Annotated in this window: 18 protein-coding genes; 6 read left to right on the top strand and 12 right to left on the bottom strand. The window is 58.4% G+C overall.

The window, feature by feature from the left end:
- Positions 1 to 91 precede the first annotated feature (91 nt).
- Positions 92 to 1291: a glycosyltransferase family 4 protein gene (locus NL64_RS05120; protein WP_034147074.1), complete on the bottom strand. Its 1200-nt coding sequence runs from the start codon at positions 1289 to 1291 to the stop codon at positions 92 to 94.
- A gap of 40 nt (positions 1292 to 1331) precedes the next feature.
- Positions 1332 to 2084: a sulfate transporter CysZ gene (gene cysZ / locus NL64_RS05115; protein ID WP_034147073.1), complete on the bottom strand. Its 753-nt coding sequence runs from the start codon at positions 2082 to 2084 to the stop codon at positions 1332 to 1334.
- Positions 2085 to 2399: 315 nt separating this feature from the next.
- Here cysZ and trxB point away from each other — a divergent pair, with 315 nt between their 5' ends.
- Positions 2400 to 3356 carry a thioredoxin-disulfide reductase gene (trxB, locus tag NL64_RS05110; RefSeq protein ID WP_034147072.1) on the top strand — a complete coding sequence of 319 codons (957 nt, stop codon included), beginning with the start codon at positions 2400 to 2402 and terminating at the stop codon, positions 3354 to 3356.
- 141 nt (positions 3357 to 3497) lie between these two features.
- On the opposite strand, the gene NL64_RS05105 is transcribed toward trxB, so the two are convergent.
- The 7 genes from NL64_RS05105 to NL64_RS05075 all read right to left on the bottom strand — a co-directional run bounded on the left by NL64_RS05105 (position 3498) and on the right by NL64_RS05075 (position 8096).
- The gene (locus NL64_RS05105; protein ID WP_034147071.1) at positions 3498 to 4751 is read right to left on the bottom strand and encodes a 2-aminoadipate transaminase; all 1254 of its coding nucleotides are present in this window, start codon (positions 4749 to 4751) and stop codon (positions 3498 to 3500) included.
- A 237-nt stretch (positions 4752 to 4988) separates the two neighbouring features.
- Positions 4989 to 5327, bottom strand: coding sequence for a HopJ type III effector protein (locus tag NL64_RS05100; protein ID WP_034147070.1), 339 nt, complete (start codon positions 5325 to 5327; stop codon positions 4989 to 4991).
- A complete protein-coding gene (locus NL64_RS05095; RefSeq protein WP_034147069.1) occupies positions 5320 to 5616 on the bottom strand; it encodes a DUF1244 domain-containing protein in 297 nt (98 codons plus the stop codon). Before NL64_RS05095 ends, NL64_RS05100 begins: the two co-directional genes overlap by 8 nt.
- A 94-nt stretch (positions 5617 to 5710) precedes the next feature.
- Complete coding sequence (gene folX / locus NL64_RS05090; protein WP_008026970.1) at positions 5711 to 6082, bottom strand: dihydroneopterin triphosphate 2'-epimerase; 372 nt, start codon at positions 6080 to 6082, stop codon at positions 5711 to 5713.
- Complete coding sequence (gene folE / locus NL64_RS05085; RefSeq protein ID WP_034147068.1) at positions 6082 to 6660, bottom strand: GTP cyclohydrolase I FolE; 579 nt, start codon at positions 6658 to 6660, stop codon at positions 6082 to 6084. Before folE ends, folX begins: the two co-directional genes overlap by 1 nt.
- A 20-nt stretch (positions 6661 to 6680) precedes the next feature.
- A complete protein-coding gene (gene folM / locus NL64_RS05080) occupies positions 6681 to 7391 on the bottom strand; it encodes a dihydromonapterin reductase (RefSeq protein WP_034147067.1) in 711 nt (236 codons plus the stop codon).
- A 135-nt stretch (positions 7392 to 7526) separates the two neighbouring features.
- Positions 7527 to 8096: an antibiotic biosynthesis monooxygenase gene (locus tag NL64_RS05075; protein WP_034147066.1), complete on the bottom strand. Its 570-nt coding sequence runs from the start codon at positions 8094 to 8096 to the stop codon at positions 7527 to 7529.
- Between the two features lie 220 nt (positions 8097 to 8316).
- On the opposite strand from NL64_RS05075, the gene NL64_RS05070 reads away from it, so the two are divergent.
- Positions 8317 to 9276, top strand: coding sequence for a MerR family transcriptional regulator (locus NL64_RS05070; protein ID WP_034147113.1), 960 nt, complete (start codon positions 8317 to 8319; stop codon positions 9274 to 9276).
- A gap of 3 nt (positions 9277 to 9279) precedes the next feature.
- Here NL64_RS05070 and NL64_RS05065 read toward each other — a convergent pair whose 3' ends face one another.
- A complete protein-coding gene (locus tag NL64_RS05065) occupies positions 9280 to 9885 on the bottom strand; it encodes a hypothetical protein (RefSeq protein ID WP_034147065.1) in 606 nt (201 codons plus the stop codon).
- Positions 9886 to 9939: 54 nt separating this feature from the next.
- A complete protein-coding gene (locus NL64_RS05060) occupies positions 9940 to 10416 on the bottom strand; it encodes a PAS domain-containing protein (protein WP_034147064.1) in 477 nt (158 codons plus the stop codon).
- A gap of 103 nt (positions 10417 to 10519) precedes the next feature.
- Here NL64_RS05060 and NL64_RS05055 point away from each other — a divergent pair, with 103 nt between their 5' ends.
- The 4 genes from NL64_RS05055 (at position 10520) to NL64_RS05040 (ending at position 14054) form a co-directional block, all read left to right on the top strand.
- On the top strand, positions 10520 to 10975 hold the full coding sequence (locus NL64_RS05055; protein ID WP_034147063.1) for a flavodoxin: 456 nt from the start codon (positions 10520 to 10522) through the stop codon (positions 10973 to 10975).
- Between the two features lie 221 nt (positions 10976 to 11196).
- Entirely contained in the window at positions 11197 to 11979 is a 783-nt protein-coding gene (locus tag NL64_RS05050) for a class II aldolase/adducin family protein (RefSeq protein WP_034147062.1), read from the top strand.
- Positions 11979 to 12881 carry an alpha/beta fold hydrolase gene (locus NL64_RS05045; RefSeq protein WP_034147061.1) on the top strand — a complete coding sequence of 301 codons (903 nt, stop codon included), beginning with the start codon at positions 11979 to 11981 and terminating at the stop codon, positions 12879 to 12881. The genes NL64_RS05050 and NL64_RS05045 overlap by 1 nt, the downstream gene beginning before the upstream one ends.
- A gap of 261 nt (positions 12882 to 13142) precedes the next feature.
- Positions 13143 to 14054, top strand: coding sequence for an SDR family oxidoreductase (locus NL64_RS05040; protein WP_034147060.1), 912 nt, complete (start codon positions 13143 to 13145; stop codon positions 14052 to 14054).
- 47 nt (positions 14055 to 14101) lie between these two features.
- On the opposite strand, the gene NL64_RS05035 is transcribed toward NL64_RS05040, so the two are convergent.
- The gene (locus NL64_RS05035) at positions 14102 to 14365 is read right to left on the bottom strand and encodes a bacteriocin immunity protein (RefSeq protein WP_034147059.1); all 264 of its coding nucleotides are present in this window, start codon (positions 14363 to 14365) and stop codon (positions 14102 to 14104) included.
- Positions 14366 to 14374: the final 9 nt, after the last annotated feature.

Here is a 14374-nt window from a genome sequence, read left to right as displayed (position 1 = left end):
GCCAGCAAGCCGGCTCCTACAGGTTCTGAGAAATCGCGACACCTGTAGGAGCCGGCTTGCTGGCGATGGCGATCTCATAAACACCAAAGACTCAAAGAATGGTCGGTGCATTTGGCGCCACCAACTCCCCAACACAAGCCCCGCGCAACTGCCCCTCAAACTGTTCAATGATCGTCGCCCAACCCTGCCGACTGGCATGCTGACGCGCATTGAGCCGCACACAGCGCAAGGTTTCGCGTTTCTCCAACAACCACACCGCGGCGTCGCAGAACGCTTCCTCATCCCCCGGCATCGCCAGCACGCCGTTGTAGCCATGACGAATATGCTGCGCCGCTGCCGCCTGATCGTAGGCCACCACGCCCAACCCTGAAGCCAATGCCTCCAACACGACATTGCCGAAGGTTTCAGTCAGGCTCGGAAACAGGAATACATCCCCGGAGGCATAGTGGCTGGCGAGAATTTCGCCCCGTTGTGAGCCACAGAAAATCGCCTCGGGCAGATCCTTTTCCAGGACAGCACGTTGTGGGCCGTCGCCGATTACGATCAGTTTCAGATTGCGCTGTGGATAAGTTGTTTTCAGCGTCTCGAAACAACGCTTGAGCAAGCCGAGATTTTTTTCCGGTGCCAGACGCCCTACATGAATGACGGCAATGTCTTTCTCGCCCAGGCCCCACTGTTCACGCAGCGCATTCACCCGTTTGGTCGGGTGAAACAATTGGCTGTCGACCCCTCGGGAGAGCAACGCCAGACGCTCGAAATGCCGGCGTTCCAGTTCCATTTGTTGGCTCACGCTTGGCACCAGCGTCAGCGTCGAACGATTGTGAAACCAGCGCAGGTAATGAGTGAGCAAACGCGTCAGCAAGCCGAGCCCATATTGACTGGAGTACTGCTGGAAATTGGTGTGAAAGCCGCTGACCACCGAAATCCCCAAACGCCGGGCCGCACGCAATGCCGACAATCCCAACGGTCCTTCGGTGGCGATGTACAGCACGTCCGGGCGATGACGCTTCCAGCGCCGCAGCAACTTGTGCATCGACGACTGGCCCCATTGCAAGCCGGGGTAGCCCGGCAGCGGCCAGCCGCGACACAACAGCAATTCGTTGTCACTGCAGTTCTGCTGATCACAGTCCTGACGCGGCCGCACCAATTCCACCTGATGCCCGCGCGCGCGCAAACCGTCGCACAAACGACCAAGGGTATTGGCCACGCCGTTGATTTCAGGTGGGAAAGTTTCGGTGATCAGGGTGATATGCAGAGCTGTCGTCATGACCTCAGTGTCGGCTGAGGCCATGTCGGCGTTGTGACGTTCAGATGATGGATTTGTGACCGGCTTAGCGTTGGGTCACCAGATTTTCCGCCCCGCGTTCGCGAACCCAGAACAAGGTCGCCCCAGCCACCGCTGCAGGCATCATCAAAATGTTGACCACCGGTATCAGCAACACCAGATAAACACTGCCGCCAAAACTCATGCTCTGCCAGCGCTTCTCGCGCAGCCAGGCGAGCATCTCGTTCCAGCCGAGTTTGTGGTTGTCCGCCGGGTAGTCGATGTACTGGATTGCCATCATCCACACCCCGAACAACAACCACAGCGGCGCGGCGATGATGTTCACCACGGGGATGAACGAGAGGATGAACAAGCCGATCGCACGTGGCAAAAAGTAGCCGAGTTTGCGCATTTCCCGGGCGAGGGTCCGCGGGATCATGGCAACGAGTTCGCCCCAACTGAAGGCCGGGAAGTCGTCGGTGCCGCGCACCACAACCTCGACTTTTTCCGCGAGGAAACCATTGAACGGTGCGGCGATGACGTTGGCGAGCATGGTGAAGGTGAAGAACACCATCAATACCACCAGCACCACAAAGATTGGCCACAGGATGTAACTGAGGAAACTCAGCCAGTCAGGCAGCGACGGCATCAGCGTATCGACCCACAGGCTGAACTGATGGCCGGCCAGATAGATCAATCCGACGAACAGCACCAGGTTAATCAGAAGTGGAAGTAATACAAAAAGGCGCAGGCTGGGGCTGAGTACCAGTTTCAGGCCTTCGCGCAGGTATTGCGGGCCTGACAGAACAGGGGCGGGCATAACGTGCTCCGAGCAGAGGGTAAACGCGCCGACCTTACCGGCTTTACCTAAGAGGTGAAAGCGCAGTAGCGGCATCGACATTAACTGTAACAAAGGTGTCCTGATAATCACGCTGACGGGATAGAGACCACCTATGAGCTGGATTGTTAATCCGTATTTCCTTAATCTTCGCCCCCTCGATACGCTGCACCCAATCTTTTTACAGGACGGTCGGGTTCAAGCCTTCCCCAAGTGCTTTACACCGTTCTTTTTTATTCCCGCCGGCAACCCGGCGTTCCGCGCCAGGTGTTCCGGGCCGGTCAACAGGAGCAGGTCATGTCTGAAGTCCGTCATTCGCGTGTGATTATTCTTGGTTCCGGCCCTGCCGGTTACAGCGCTGCGGTCTATGCCGCCCGTGCCAACCTCAAGCCACTGCTGATCACCGGCATGCAGGCCGGCGGTCAACTGACCACCACCACCGAAGTCGACAACTGGCCGGGCGACGTCCACGGCCTGACCGGCCCGGCGCTGATGGAACGCATGAAAGAGCACGCCGAGCGCTTTGAAACCGAGATCGTTTTCGATCACATCAACGCCGTGGACTTCGCTGCCAAGCCGTACACCCTGATCGGTGACAGCGCGACCTACACCTGCGACGCACTGATCATCGCTACCGGCGCCAGCGCTCGTTACCTGGGCCTGCCATCGGAAGAAGCGTTCATGGGCAAAGGCGTTTCGGCCTGCGCGACCTGCGACGGTTTCTTCTATCGCAACAAGCCAGTGGCTGTAGTCGGTGGCGGCAACACCGCTGTCGAAGAAGCCCTGTACCTGGCCAACATCGCCAGCACTGTGACCCTGATTCACCGTCGCGAAACCTTCCGCGCCGAGAAGATCCTGATCGACAAGCTCAATGCCCGCGTCGCCGAAGGCAAGATCATCCTGAAGCTCAACGCGACCCTGGACGAAGTCCTGGGCGACAACATGGGCGTGACCGGTGCGCGTCTGAAGAACAACGACGGCAGTTTCGACGAAGTGACAGTCGACGGCGTGTTCATCGCCATCGGCCACACCCCGAACACTTCGCTGTTCGAAGGCCAGTTGACGTTGAAAGACGGTTACCTGGTGGTGCAGGGCGGCCGTGACGGCAATGCCACTGCCACCAGCGTCGAAGGTATCTTCGCCGCCGGTGACGTGGCTGACCACGTTTACCGTCAGGCCATCACCTCGGCCGGCGCCGGTTGCATGGCAGCACTGGATACTGAGCGCTACCTCGACAATCTGAAAAACGCTTGATTCTGCGTTCATAAAAAAAACCGGCTTCGGCCGGTTTTTTTATGGTCAACGCAGACCTGTAGGAGCCGGCTTGCTGGCGATTGCGGTGGGTCGGCGACATCAATATTGATAGATACGCCGCCATCGCCAGCAAGTCGGCTCCTACAGGGACAGTTTGGCGAGGCACGCCTCAAGTATGTCCAGGCCTTCCTCCAGCACCGCGGCCTCAGTCGTCAGAGGCGCCAGGAGCCGAATGATGTTTCGCGATTTACCGCTTGGCATCAGCAGCAAACCCGCGTCCCGCGCCAAGGCTAGCAGTTGCGTCAACTGCGCCGAAGCCGGTGAGCCATCGGCCTTGATCAGCTCAATACCGCGCATCGCTCCGACACCGGTCAAGCGGCCCAGATAGGGCGACAGCTTGTTCGAGCGCCAGGTTTTATAGCGACTGACGATCGCTTCTTCCTGTTGCGAACCCCAGGCTTGCAGATTCGCGTCGGTCATTTCGTCGAGGGTCGCCAGTCCAGCAGCGCAAGCGATGGGATTGCCCGAATAGGTGCCACCGAGGCCGCCCTTTGGCAAGTTGTCGAGCAGTGCCTTGCGCCCGACCACCGCGCCCAGCGGAACCCCACCGGCGATGCTTTTACCGAGCAGAATCAGATCCGGCTCGATGCCCAGTCGCGAGAACGCAAAACGCTGGCCGGTACGACCGAAGCCGGACTGGATTTCATCGACGATCAGTACGATGCCTTTCTCATCGCAGAAGCGTCGCAGCGTTTGGGCAAACTCCACGTCCATGGCCAGGAAACCGCCTTCGCCCTGCACCGGTTCGACGATAAAACAGGCTACGTCGTCGACATCGATCTCGACGCTGAACAGCCGCTCCATGGCGTTCAGGGCGTCGGCGCAGGTTACGTCGTTGTCCTTGCTCGGGAAGGGCAGGTGATAGACCGGGCCAGGCAACACACCGACTTTCTGTTTGTACGGCGCGACTTTACCGTTGAGGTTGAGGGTCGCCAGTGTGCGGCCGTGGAAAGCGCCGTCGAAGGCGATGACGGCGGTGCGGCCGGTCGCTCCACGAACGATCTTCAGGGCGTTCTCCGCCGCTTCGGCACCGCTGTTGGTGAGCATGCCGCTGACCGGGTAATCCACCGGGATAAACGCGCTGAGGCGATCCATGAATGCGAGGTAGGGGGTATGAGGGGCGGCATTGAATGCGTAATGGGTCAGCCGGGTGGCCTGGTCGCGAATGGCGTCGACGATGCGTGGGTGGCAATGGCCGAGGTTCAGTACGCCGATGCCACCGACGAAATCGATGTAGCGTTTGCCATCGGTGTCCCAGACCTCGGCGTTTTTGCCGTGGCTGAGCGTGACGGGGTGAACGATGTTGATCGACTGACTGATGGATTCGCTGCTCATGGATGACCGACTCTGAAGAAGGGGACGCTTCTTTTATCTAAGCCGTGAGCAGGGGTGACGGGCAAACGAAATAAAGTTGCCGGGTCAATCTTAAAAGTCGGAATGTGCGGGGAAGATCAAAAGATCGCAGCCTTCGGCAGCTCCTACAGGTGCAGGATCACCGCAAATGTTGCTAATGAATGCCAACCTGTAGGAGCTGCCGAAGGCTGCGATCTTTTGCTTTTGATTATGGGTGAATCAGCGGCGAGTCAGGGGCTGCTCGGTGAACTTCACCCCTGCCAGGCCATGGGTGATCAACGCGCGGATGTTGCCATGATCGCTGCCTTCAGGCGTCGCCAGCACCGAACGATAATGCTCGCCGAAGGCCAGAAGGGCTTCTTCATCGCTCAAGCCTTCCAGCAGCGCCAGACCCAACGTCTTGCACGAACCTTCGTTCTGCCCGGCAGCGTTTTCCACACCGCCGTTGTTAAAAGCCTGAGGCTGGTACTCATAACCAGCGGCAATGAAAGCCAGGGTATCGGCGAAAGCGTGTTCGCCGCTCTTGAGGCTGGCGCGCAGGGTGTTCAAATCACTCATTGGGTTTTCCTTTGGCGAACGCCGCCTGTTGTTCGGCGCTGGCTTCTTGCTGGTATTGGGCTTTCCATTCGGCGTACGGCATGCCGTAAACCACTTCGCGGGCATCGTCGATGCTGACGTTGATCTGGCGCTCGTCGGCAGCGGCCTTGTACCACTTGGACAGGCAGTTGCGGCAGAAACCCGAGAGGTTCATCAGGTCGATGTTCTGCACATCCTTGCGGCTGTCCAGGTGCGCGACCAGCCGGCGAAAGGCGGCGGCTTCAAGTTCCAGGCGTTGTTGATCGGTCATAGGTCTCTCTGAGCCAGCTTCAAGCGGTGAGCTTCAAGCTGCAAGATGGATTGCGGTGCGGTGAAGTTTACAGCTTGCCGCTTGAAGCTTGAAGCTAACGGCTCGCTGCCAGCGTAATCGACACCGACTCGGCAAACCGCAGGGCGTGGGGTTTGTCCACTTCGACTTCGGCGTACAGCACCGACTCGTTGGCCATGACCAGGTCGAGTATTTCCTGGGTCAGGCGTTCGAGCAGGGCAAAGCGATTGCCCTCCACGTGGGCGATGATCGCCTTGGTGATGGTCCGGTAGTTCAGCGCGTGGTCGATGTCGTTATCACGCACCGCTTCCTGGGCCGCGTAGAGGATGGTCAGGTTGATCAACACATCCTGCTTGTTGAGGATTTCATCCTCGTTGATGCCGATGAAGGTGCGTAGGCACAGGTCCTTGACCCGAATGCGTGCCATGCCTGGTTGAAGTTGTGGCATTACTTCTTGCTCCGTCCAATCAATTGCAGGAACTCCTGGCGAGTGTTGCTCGATTCGCGGAAGGCGCCGAGCATCACCGAGGTGTTCATGGTCGAATTCTGTTTCTCGACGCCGCGCATCATCATGCACATGTGCTGGGCTTCGATAACCACGGCAACGCCTGCCGCGCCGGTCACTTGTTGTACCGCGTCGGCAATTTGCCGAGTGAGGTTTTCCTGGATTTGCAGGCGCCGGGCGAACATGTCCACCAACCTCGCAATCTTCGACAGGCCCAACACCTTGCCCGTTGGAATATAAGCCACATGCGCCTTGCCGATGAAGGGCAAAAGGTGATGTTCGCAGAGCGAGTACAGCTCTATGTTGTCGACGATCACCATTTCATCGTTGTCGGAGACGAACAGCGCGCCGTTGACGATTTCTTCGACACTCTGGTCGTAACCATGACAGAGGTACTGCATGGCTTTGGCTGCGCGCACCGGGGTGTCTAACAGCCCTTCGCGGTCCGGATTTTCCCCGAGACCGATGAGGATCTCGCGATAGCTCTCGGACAGGGCGTTCTGAGGCAGGGATAACGTCATGGAAGATCCTCGCGGGACACTTATTTGATGTGCCTTCCGCCGTTGACGGTCAGGGTCGTGCCGGTGACATAAGGGTTGTCGAGCAAATAGCGCAGGCTCTGATAGATCACTTCGCTGCCGGGTTCGATGCCCAGTGCGGATTTGGCCAGCGCCTTGGCGCGGTAGGCCGCGTCGTCATCAGGGTTGAACAGTAGCAGGGCTGGCGCGATCCCGTTGACCTTGATGGCCGGCGCATATTTCGCGGCGAAGGACAGGGTCAGGCTGTCGAGCCCGGCTTTGCTGGCGCAGTAGCCGATGTGCTTGCTGCTGCCCTTGCGAGTCACGTCATCACTGATGTGCACGATGTCGGCGGGGCTTGAGCGTTCGAGCAAATCGGCACAATGCAGGTTGATCAGGTATGGCGCCAGCATGTGCACGCTGAACATGCGGGTGAACGCTTCGGCGTCGGTGTCCGGGGTTTCGGCCAGCCATTCGGAAGCGTTGTGGATAATCGCCCGCAGGCTGTCGGTGTGGGTTTTCAGTTCGTTGATGAAGGCGAAAATTCCGGCCTCGCTGGCGAAATCGGCGAACACCGCAGTCGCCCCCAGATCGCGCAGGATCTGCACGCCGGGGCGTTCGCTGCGGTAGCTGAAGATCACGCGATGGCCGTCTTCGAGCAACCGCTGCGCACAGTGCAGGCCGACACGCTGGCCGGCACCGGTGATGAGGATCGGGGCGGAGGTAAAGGTCATGAACGGCTCGCGTCGCAGTGAGAGCAAAACTATAACAGCGAGGAGCCGTGCGATGCCTCTGAAAAAAGATCGCAGCCTTCGGCAGCTCCTACAGGATGGGATAGGTTCCCGCTTTCTGTTGGAGCCTGCGATCTTTTAGCGGTTTTGCGTGGAAGGCTCGGCGGGTATCGCTCGTGCAGGGGTGCTGTTCAGCCAATTGGCCAGCAATCGGGTTGATAAAGGAATGAAGAGATAAACCATCAACGGCGTCAGGCACAGGGTGCTGATCAGCACGCGCGGCAGCAGCGTCATCTCCCCCAGCAATGGCCCAAGCACGAAGTTGAACAGCAACGAAACCGGGAAGAATGCCAACCAGATCGCTACGGCCTGTTTCCAGCGTGGCGGGCGTTGGCCGGCAGCGCCGAACCAGCCTTCGATGCCACTGACCCGATGCTCCGTAGGGTGGGCAAACAAGTCGCTGCCACGGGCCAGCCAGGCAGTACGCGAGGCGGAGTGCTCCCAGGCGTGCAGGGTCTGCTCGTCGGCAAAGCGGAAGATAATCTGGAATTCGTCATCGTCGGGCGGCGGAGCGAGCACGCCGGAGCCGAGATAACCGGGGAAGTCGGTGGCCAGTTGTTCGCCTTCGCGCAACCAGGCGATCAGGTCCTGATAACGCCCATCGGCGACGCGGCGCGCAACCATCAGCGTGACGGGTGAGGTAGACATTATGTATCTCCGTATAACGATTGCGTCACTCCGGGTAGGAGTTTCGCCAGGCGCAACGCCGGGGTAGTGGGCTGCGTCTTGGGACAAGCAAGGATTATTCCTGATTCTGCCCCGAGCGTCTGTGACATTTTTTCCTGCTGGCGGTCTTGAATTTTTACGGAAATTTTACGGGGCGGGGGAGTTAGAATGGGGCTCGAACGATACAAGGATGTTTAACCAGATGCCCGTACTCACTGACATCGCTTCGGATTCCCGCCAGGGCGTCACACTAGAGCAGGATGAGCTCTTTCCCATTCGCGAGGTGTCGCGTCTAACCGGCGTCAACCCGGTGACCCTTCGTGCATGGGAGCGCCGGTACGGGCTGATCGTGCCAGCGCGCACCGAAAGTGGGCATCGCCTGTATTCGATGACCGATATCGAGCGCGTCCGCAGCATTCTTTCCTGGCTCGAACGCGGCGTTGCCGTCAGCAAGATCGGCAAGATACTGACCAAGTCCGAACCCCTGCAGGCCCTGTCGCACATCATTCCCAATGACCTGGTTCAAGCCGATTACGCTCAATGGCAGCAGCAGGTTCAGTCAGCTGTTTTTGCCTTTAACGATGCACAGCTGGATCAGGTCTACGGCCAGATATTTTCCACTTACTCGCAGTCGGTTGTGTTTCAGGACATCCTTATCCCGCTCTGGAAGCAACTCCTGCAACGCCAGGACTCATTCGGTGTGACCAGCGAGTGGTTGTTCCTGGACGGGTTTCTGCGTTCACGGGTATTGCAACGCCTGCTGCTGATCCGTGACAAGCCGCAACGGCGAGTCATCGTCAGCGCCCTGTCGGGGCAGTGCCGGGAACTTGAGTTGCTGATTGCCGCGTTGTTCCTGAGCAATGGGCAAACGGGGGTGCGCGTGCTGACTGTCGGCCAGCCGTTCGATGAGTTGACCCTGGTTTGCGAGAGGATCAAGCCCCAGGCGCTGGTGTTGTTTTCCAATCATGTGCCCACCCCCGAACTGCCGCGGCGCTTGAATCGCCTGGCGATGAGCCTGGAGTGTCCGTTGCTGTTGGCGGGAGACGCGTCCGATCTGGCGCAGGACAGCCTGGCGGGGTCATCGATCGGATGCCTGGGTAACGAGGGATTGCTGATGCGCCAGCGACTGCAACAATTTCTGGCCGGTGGCCTGGATACTTGAGCGTCAGAGGTGCAGGGCGGGATGCGTCAACCGATGCTGTTGCAGGATGAATTGGCGCAGACGCTCGGTTTCATCCGTGTCGCTCTGGCTCAGCTGATAAGCGTAGAAACCTTGCTCGGTTTCTTTCTCGAACGTGCCGCGCAGCGCAATTCGTTCATAGCCTGAAGGGCTGAACCACAAGGCAAAATGCTTCGGTGCCTTGGTTTTGTTGCGTACTTCGATCAAGGCACCTTTAAACGAAATTTCGTGCACCCACATCGTGCCGGGTTGGCCTTGTGCATTTTCCAGCGCTACGGGCTCGTCGAGCACCAGTCGCCAAGGACGGACCAGAGGCCCGTCTTCGTAAATGCTCGGTACGCCAAGGCGTAAATGCATCGCATGAAACTCGTCTTCCACCAAGTGCAGGGGGAAGGTCATTTGTTGATTTTCGAAGTTGGCTTGAATGGTGACCTGCTCATGCGCGGCGAGGCGCGTAAGCAGGTCACGGATTTGTGAACCACCGTTCACGAGCAGGCTCGACGTCGCATCCCGCACATTGAGCTGCGGGTTGTGCTGCATGGTTTGGATGAAATCAAGTTCATCCTGGGTCAGGAGCGCGTCGCGATGCATGGCTAGCTCGAAAGAAATAGTTACAAACTGTTCGGTGATTGTAGTTAATGACCTTTAATTCGCCGTTTTGTTTTGACCGTTCGTCGCTTTCAGTGCGGCAAGCTCTGACTGGACCTCCGCCAGTTGTGCTTCCAGCTGCGCCACTCGCTGCAACGCCTTGACCTGAACCGTGACGTCTTTCTGCACGCCAACAAAATAAACCTGGCCGTCGTTCGGGTTTTTCACCGTCGAAAGGGACAGTTCGTTCCAGAACGGTGTGCCGTCCTTGCGGTAGTTACGAAGAATTTCACGGCACGCGCCTTCACTGTTCAGCGCCGCTCGAATCTTCACCAGGGCTTCCTGATCGCGATCGCCCGATTGCAGGAAACGGCAATCCTGATAGAGGATTTCTTCGCTGGTATAGCCGGTCAGGCGTTCGAAGGCCGGGTTGACGTAAATCAGGATTTTGTCTTGATCGCCTTCCTTTTCGGCAATCACGATGCCGTCGTTGGAGGCATTGATAGCCAGTTGCAGCAGTTTTGCGTTGATCATCGGCGTAACCCTTCCTTGTTGGTTGTCTGCTGGATTCTAAAAGAACAATACGGACCGTGCTGTTAATATCCGGGTCTTTTACTCAGCTTCAGGATCAAGATTGATGAAAGTCGCCATCATTTCCGGCTCGGTGTACGGCACGGCTGAAGAAGTCGCCCGCCACGCCGCAAGCATTTTGAAAGCCGCCGGTTTCGAAACCTTCCATAACCCGCGTGCCAGCCTGGCCGATATTCAGGCCTTTGGTCCTGAAGCCTTTCTTGCAGTGACCTCGACCACTGGAATGGGCGAGCTGCCGGACAACCTGCAACCGCTGTATTTCTCGATTCGTGACGTTTTGCCTGCTGCCTGGCGTGGCTTGCAGGGCGCCGTGATCGGCCTGGGTGATGCGAGTTATGGCGATACCTTCTGCGGCGGCGGTGAGCTGATGCGTGAGTTGTTCGGTGAGCTGGGCATCCGCGAAGTCCTGCCGATGTTGCGCCTGGACGCCAGCGAAAGCGTGACGCCGGAAGCGGATGCCGAGCCTTGGCTGGCGGAATTGGTCGGCGCGTTGAAAGGCTGATTGGCACCTCTCAACGGGATCGCCATGGTTCTGACGGAGCGTTTAAATGCGCGCTCCGTCACCTGTCTGGCGGCGGCCGTTTGACACGGATCCAAACTTGTTCACCCCCTGACTCGTTAGGCCATCAAGCTGGCTGCCAATGCAACTACGCGAACGCAGGGGGTGACTAGACTCGGTAGTCATTGGAAACACTCCATAATAAAAAACCGAGGTTCCTGGTCGTGAGCGTAGCCCCCATCCAATCTCCACAGAGTGTCAAAGACCTGGTCAGTGCTGCCGAGTGGCAGACTCGTGTCGACCTCGCTGCCTGTTACCGCCTGGTCGCCCAACATGGCTGGGACGATCTGATTTTTACCCACATTTCAGCCAAGGTGCCGGGCACCGAAGATTTCCTGATCAATCCGTTCGGGCTGATGTTTCACGAAATCACTGCATCGAGCCTGGTCAAAGTCGATCAGGCCGGTAACAAGCTGATGGACAGCCCTTACGAGATCAACCCTGCGGGGTACACCATCCACAGCGCGGTGCACGAGGTTCGTCATGACGTCGTCTGCGTGTTGCACACCCACACGGCGTCCGGGGTGGCGGTGTCGGCGCAGAAACAAGGCATTTTGCCGATCAGCCAGCAGTCGTTGTTTGTCCTGTCCAGCCTCGCGTATCACGCCTATGAAGGCGTCGCGCTGAACCACGAAGAAAAGACGCGACTGCAAGCCGACCTCGGTGAAAACAATTTCCTGATGTTGCATAACCACGGACTTCTGACCTGCGGCAGCACCATTGCCGACACGTTCCTGATGATGTTCACCTTCCAGCGCGCCTGCGATATCCAGGTCATGGCGCAGACCGGGGGTGCCGAGTTGATCGCCATCGAACCGCAGATTCTGGCGGGTGCCAAGGCGATGATCGCCGGTGTTACCAAAAGTGCTCAAGGCATGGGCGGAGCGCTGGCCTGGCCGGCGCTGCTGCGCAAACTCGATAAACAAGACCCGGGTTATAAACTCTGATGGCACTCGCCGAGATCCCTCTGTGCATCTGGCGCAAGCGCGCCCAGACGTTCGACTTTCGTGGCCAGACCATCCGTTACTGGACGGCGGGGCAGGGTGAGCCGCTGATGCTCATTCATGGCTTCCCGAGCGCCAGTTGGGACTGGCATTACCTGTGGCAGCCGCTGGCTCAGCGCTACCGGGTGATTGCCTGCGACATGCTGGGTTTCGGCGACTCGGCCAAACCGGTGAACCATGAATACAGCTTGCTGGAGCAAGCCGATCTGCAACAGGCGTTGCTGGAACACCTGAACGTCACGCAGCCGGTTCACCTGCTGGCCCACGACTACGGCGACAGCGTGGCCCAGGAGCTGCTGGCCCGGCATTACGAATCAAGTATCCAGGTCGCCAGTTGTGTATTCCTCAATGGCGGGTTGTTCCCGGAAACCCACCGTCCAGTGCTGATCCAGAAGCTGCTGCTCAGCCCGTTGGGCTGGATGATTGGGCGCGCTTTCAGTCGGGATGGCCTGGTGAAGAGCTTCAACCAGATCTTCGGCCCAAAGACCCTTCCCACCGAAAGCGAGATGGATGATTTCTGGAGCCTGATCGAAAGCAATCACGGGCCACGGATCATGCACAAGTTGATCACCTACATTCCCGAACGCCGCGTACAGCGCGAGCGTTGGGTCGGCGCGATGCAGCGCGGCGAAATACCGCTGCGGGTGATCGATGGCGAGGTCGATCCGATCTCCGGTGCGCACATGGTTGCGCGCTATAGAGAGTTGATTCCCAACCCGGATGCGGTGTTGTTGAGCGGTATCGGTCATTACCCGCAGATCGAGGCGCCGTGCCAGGTGCTCAAGTATTACCTGGAATTTCGCGACCGGCAGATATCACCTTCGCTCAAGGTGGCCTGTTCCTGATATCTCCTGAACGCTGAACACCTGTGGCGAGGGAGCTTGCTCCCGCTGGGCCGCGAAGCGGACCTTGATTTATCCGGGATAGACGACTGCTGCGCAGCCGAGCGGGAGCAAGCTCCCTCGCCACAAAGTCCCGCCGATGTCCGATGCGTTCATCATCCCCCAGCCTTATCGCACACCATTCAGCCTCCCCCCTGTTCATTGTGACCCGCAGCCCCGTGCCTGAAACTCCAAGGCAATGTCCCTGGCCTGCTGGAGTTCCCCATGAATGAGTCTGTGCGCTTCGAAGATAAAGTCGTGATCATCACCGGTGCAGGTGGCGGCCTGGGACGGGCGCACGCACTGTTGTTCGCCAAGCAGGGCGCCAAAGTGCTGGTCAACGACCTCGGCGGCTCCGCCCAGGGCGAAGGCGCCAACGCATCGGCGGCAGACCGCGTGGTTGCGGAAATTCGTGAAGCCGGCGGCACCGCCGTGGCCAACCACGACTCGGTCACCGACGGTGACAAACTCGTTCAACACGCCCTCGACGTCTTCGGCCGTGTCGATGTGGTGGTCAACAACGCCGGTATCCTGCGCGACAAGACCTTCCACAAAATGGAGGACGGCGACTGGGATCTGGTTTACCGCGTCCACGTCGAAGGCGCCTACAAAGTCACCCGCGCCGCCTGGCCGCACATGCGCGAGCAAAACTACGGCCGGGTGATCTTCACCGCGTCCACCTCAGGCATCTACGGCAACTTCGGCCAGTCCAACTACGGCATGGCCAAACTCGGCCTCTACGGCCTGACCCGCACCCTGGCCATCGAAGGCCGCAAGAACAACATCCTGGTCAACGCCATCGCCCCCACCGGCGGCACCCGCATGACCGAAGGCCTGATCCCGCCACAAGTGTTCGAACAACTCAAACCGGAACTGGTGAGCCCGCTGGTGGTGTACCTGGCCAGCGAAAACTGCCAGGAAACCTCCGGCCTGTTCGAAGTGGGCGGCGGCTGGATGGGCAAAGTGCGCTGGGAGCGCAGCTTAGGCGCCGGGTTCGATCCACGGGTCGGTTTCTCCCCGGAAGACGTGGCGGCGCACTGGCAGCAGATCTGTGATTTCGAGGGCGCGGCGCATCCGAAGGACAACATTGAAGCGCTGAAGGAAATGATGGGGAATTTGCAGAAGTATTCGTTGTAAAAGCGAATGGAAGGAGGGAGCGAGCATGAAATGCTTGCCCCCTTTTTTTAACTTTCGGGTTTAAAGCCTGGCTTTCCGTTTGCGGCTCGCCAGGTTTTGATGGCTTCTAAGGCCCCTTCTGGACTGTCTTTTACACCCTCTTCTGGATAGTACAAAATGCCGGTGCCATTGGGATGTTCAGAGGTGCTCACGATGTTTTCGACAATGGCATCATGTTCTTTCTCGGAAGAGTAGTCTCCTTCAAATAGGCGGTTTATAAGGCTTATGAATTCAAATTCTGTGTATTCTTCAAATTTGCTCTTAAGGTTCATGTGATCGGT

This window comes from Pseudomonas fluorescens (genome assembly GCF_000802965.1).
Taxonomy (GTDB): Bacteria; Pseudomonadota; Gammaproteobacteria; order Pseudomonadales; family Pseudomonadaceae; genus Aquipseudomonas; species Aquipseudomonas fluorescens_A.
Note: the sequence above shows the minus strand (reverse complement) of the source record. Positions and strands in the feature narration are given on the sequence as shown.

Excerpts from the sequence above, each read along its gene's own strand:
- NL64_RS05120 (WP_034147074.1), bottom strand. The coding sequence starts at position 1,291 with ATGGCCTCAGCCGACACTGAGGTCATGACGACAGCTCTGCATATCACC.
- cysZ (WP_034147073.1), bottom strand. The coding sequence starts at position 2,084 with ATGCCCGCCCCTGTTCTGTCAGGCCCGCAATACCTGCGCGAAGGCCTG.
- trxB (WP_034147072.1), top strand. The coding sequence starts at position 2,400 with ATGTCTGAAGTCCGTCATTCGCGTGTGATTATTCTTGGTTCCGGCCCT.
- NL64_RS05105 (WP_034147071.1), bottom strand. The coding sequence starts at position 4,751 with ATGAGCAGCGAATCCATCAGTCAGTCGATCAACATCGTTCACCCCGTC.
- NL64_RS05100 (WP_034147070.1), bottom strand. The coding sequence starts at position 5,327 with ATGAGTGATTTGAACACCCTGCGCGCCAGCCTCAAGAGCGGCGAACAC.
- NL64_RS05095 (WP_034147069.1), bottom strand. The coding sequence starts at position 5,616 with ATGACCGATCAACAACGCCTGGAACTTGAAGCCGCCGCCTTTCGCCGG.
- folX (WP_008026970.1), bottom strand. The coding sequence starts at position 6,082 with ATGCCACAACTTCAACCAGGCATGGCACGCATTCGGGTCAAGGACCTG.
- folE (WP_034147068.1), bottom strand. The coding sequence starts at position 6,660 with ATGACGTTATCCCTGCCTCAGAACGCCCTGTCCGAGAGCTATCGCGAG.
- folM (WP_034147067.1), bottom strand. The coding sequence starts at position 7,391 with ATGACCTTTACCTCCGCCCCGATCCTCATCACCGGTGCCGGCCAGCGT.
- NL64_RS05075 (WP_034147066.1), bottom strand. The coding sequence starts at position 8,096 with ATGTCTACCTCACCCGTCACGCTGATGGTTGCGCGCCGCGTCGCCGAT.
- NL64_RS05070 (WP_034147113.1), top strand. The coding sequence starts at position 8,317 with ATGCCCGTACTCACTGACATCGCTTCGGATTCCCGCCAGGGCGTCACA.
- NL64_RS05065 (WP_034147065.1), bottom strand. The coding sequence starts at position 9,885 with ATGCATCGCGACGCGCTCCTGACCCAGGATGAACTTGATTTCATCCAA.
- NL64_RS05060 (WP_034147064.1), bottom strand. The coding sequence starts at position 10,416 with ATGATCAACGCAAAACTGCTGCAACTGGCTATCAATGCCTCCAACGAC.
- NL64_RS05055 (WP_034147063.1), top strand. The coding sequence starts at position 10,520 with ATGAAAGTCGCCATCATTTCCGGCTCGGTGTACGGCACGGCTGAAGAA.
- NL64_RS05045 (WP_034147061.1), top strand. The coding sequence starts at position 11,979 with ATGGCACTCGCCGAGATCCCTCTGTGCATCTGGCGCAAGCGCGCCCAG.
- NL64_RS05040 (WP_034147060.1), top strand. The coding sequence starts at position 13,143 with ATGAATGAGTCTGTGCGCTTCGAAGATAAAGTCGTGATCATCACCGGT.
- NL64_RS05035 (WP_034147059.1), bottom strand. The coding sequence starts at position 14,365 with ATGAACCTTAAGAGCAAATTTGAAGAATACACAGAATTTGAATTCATA.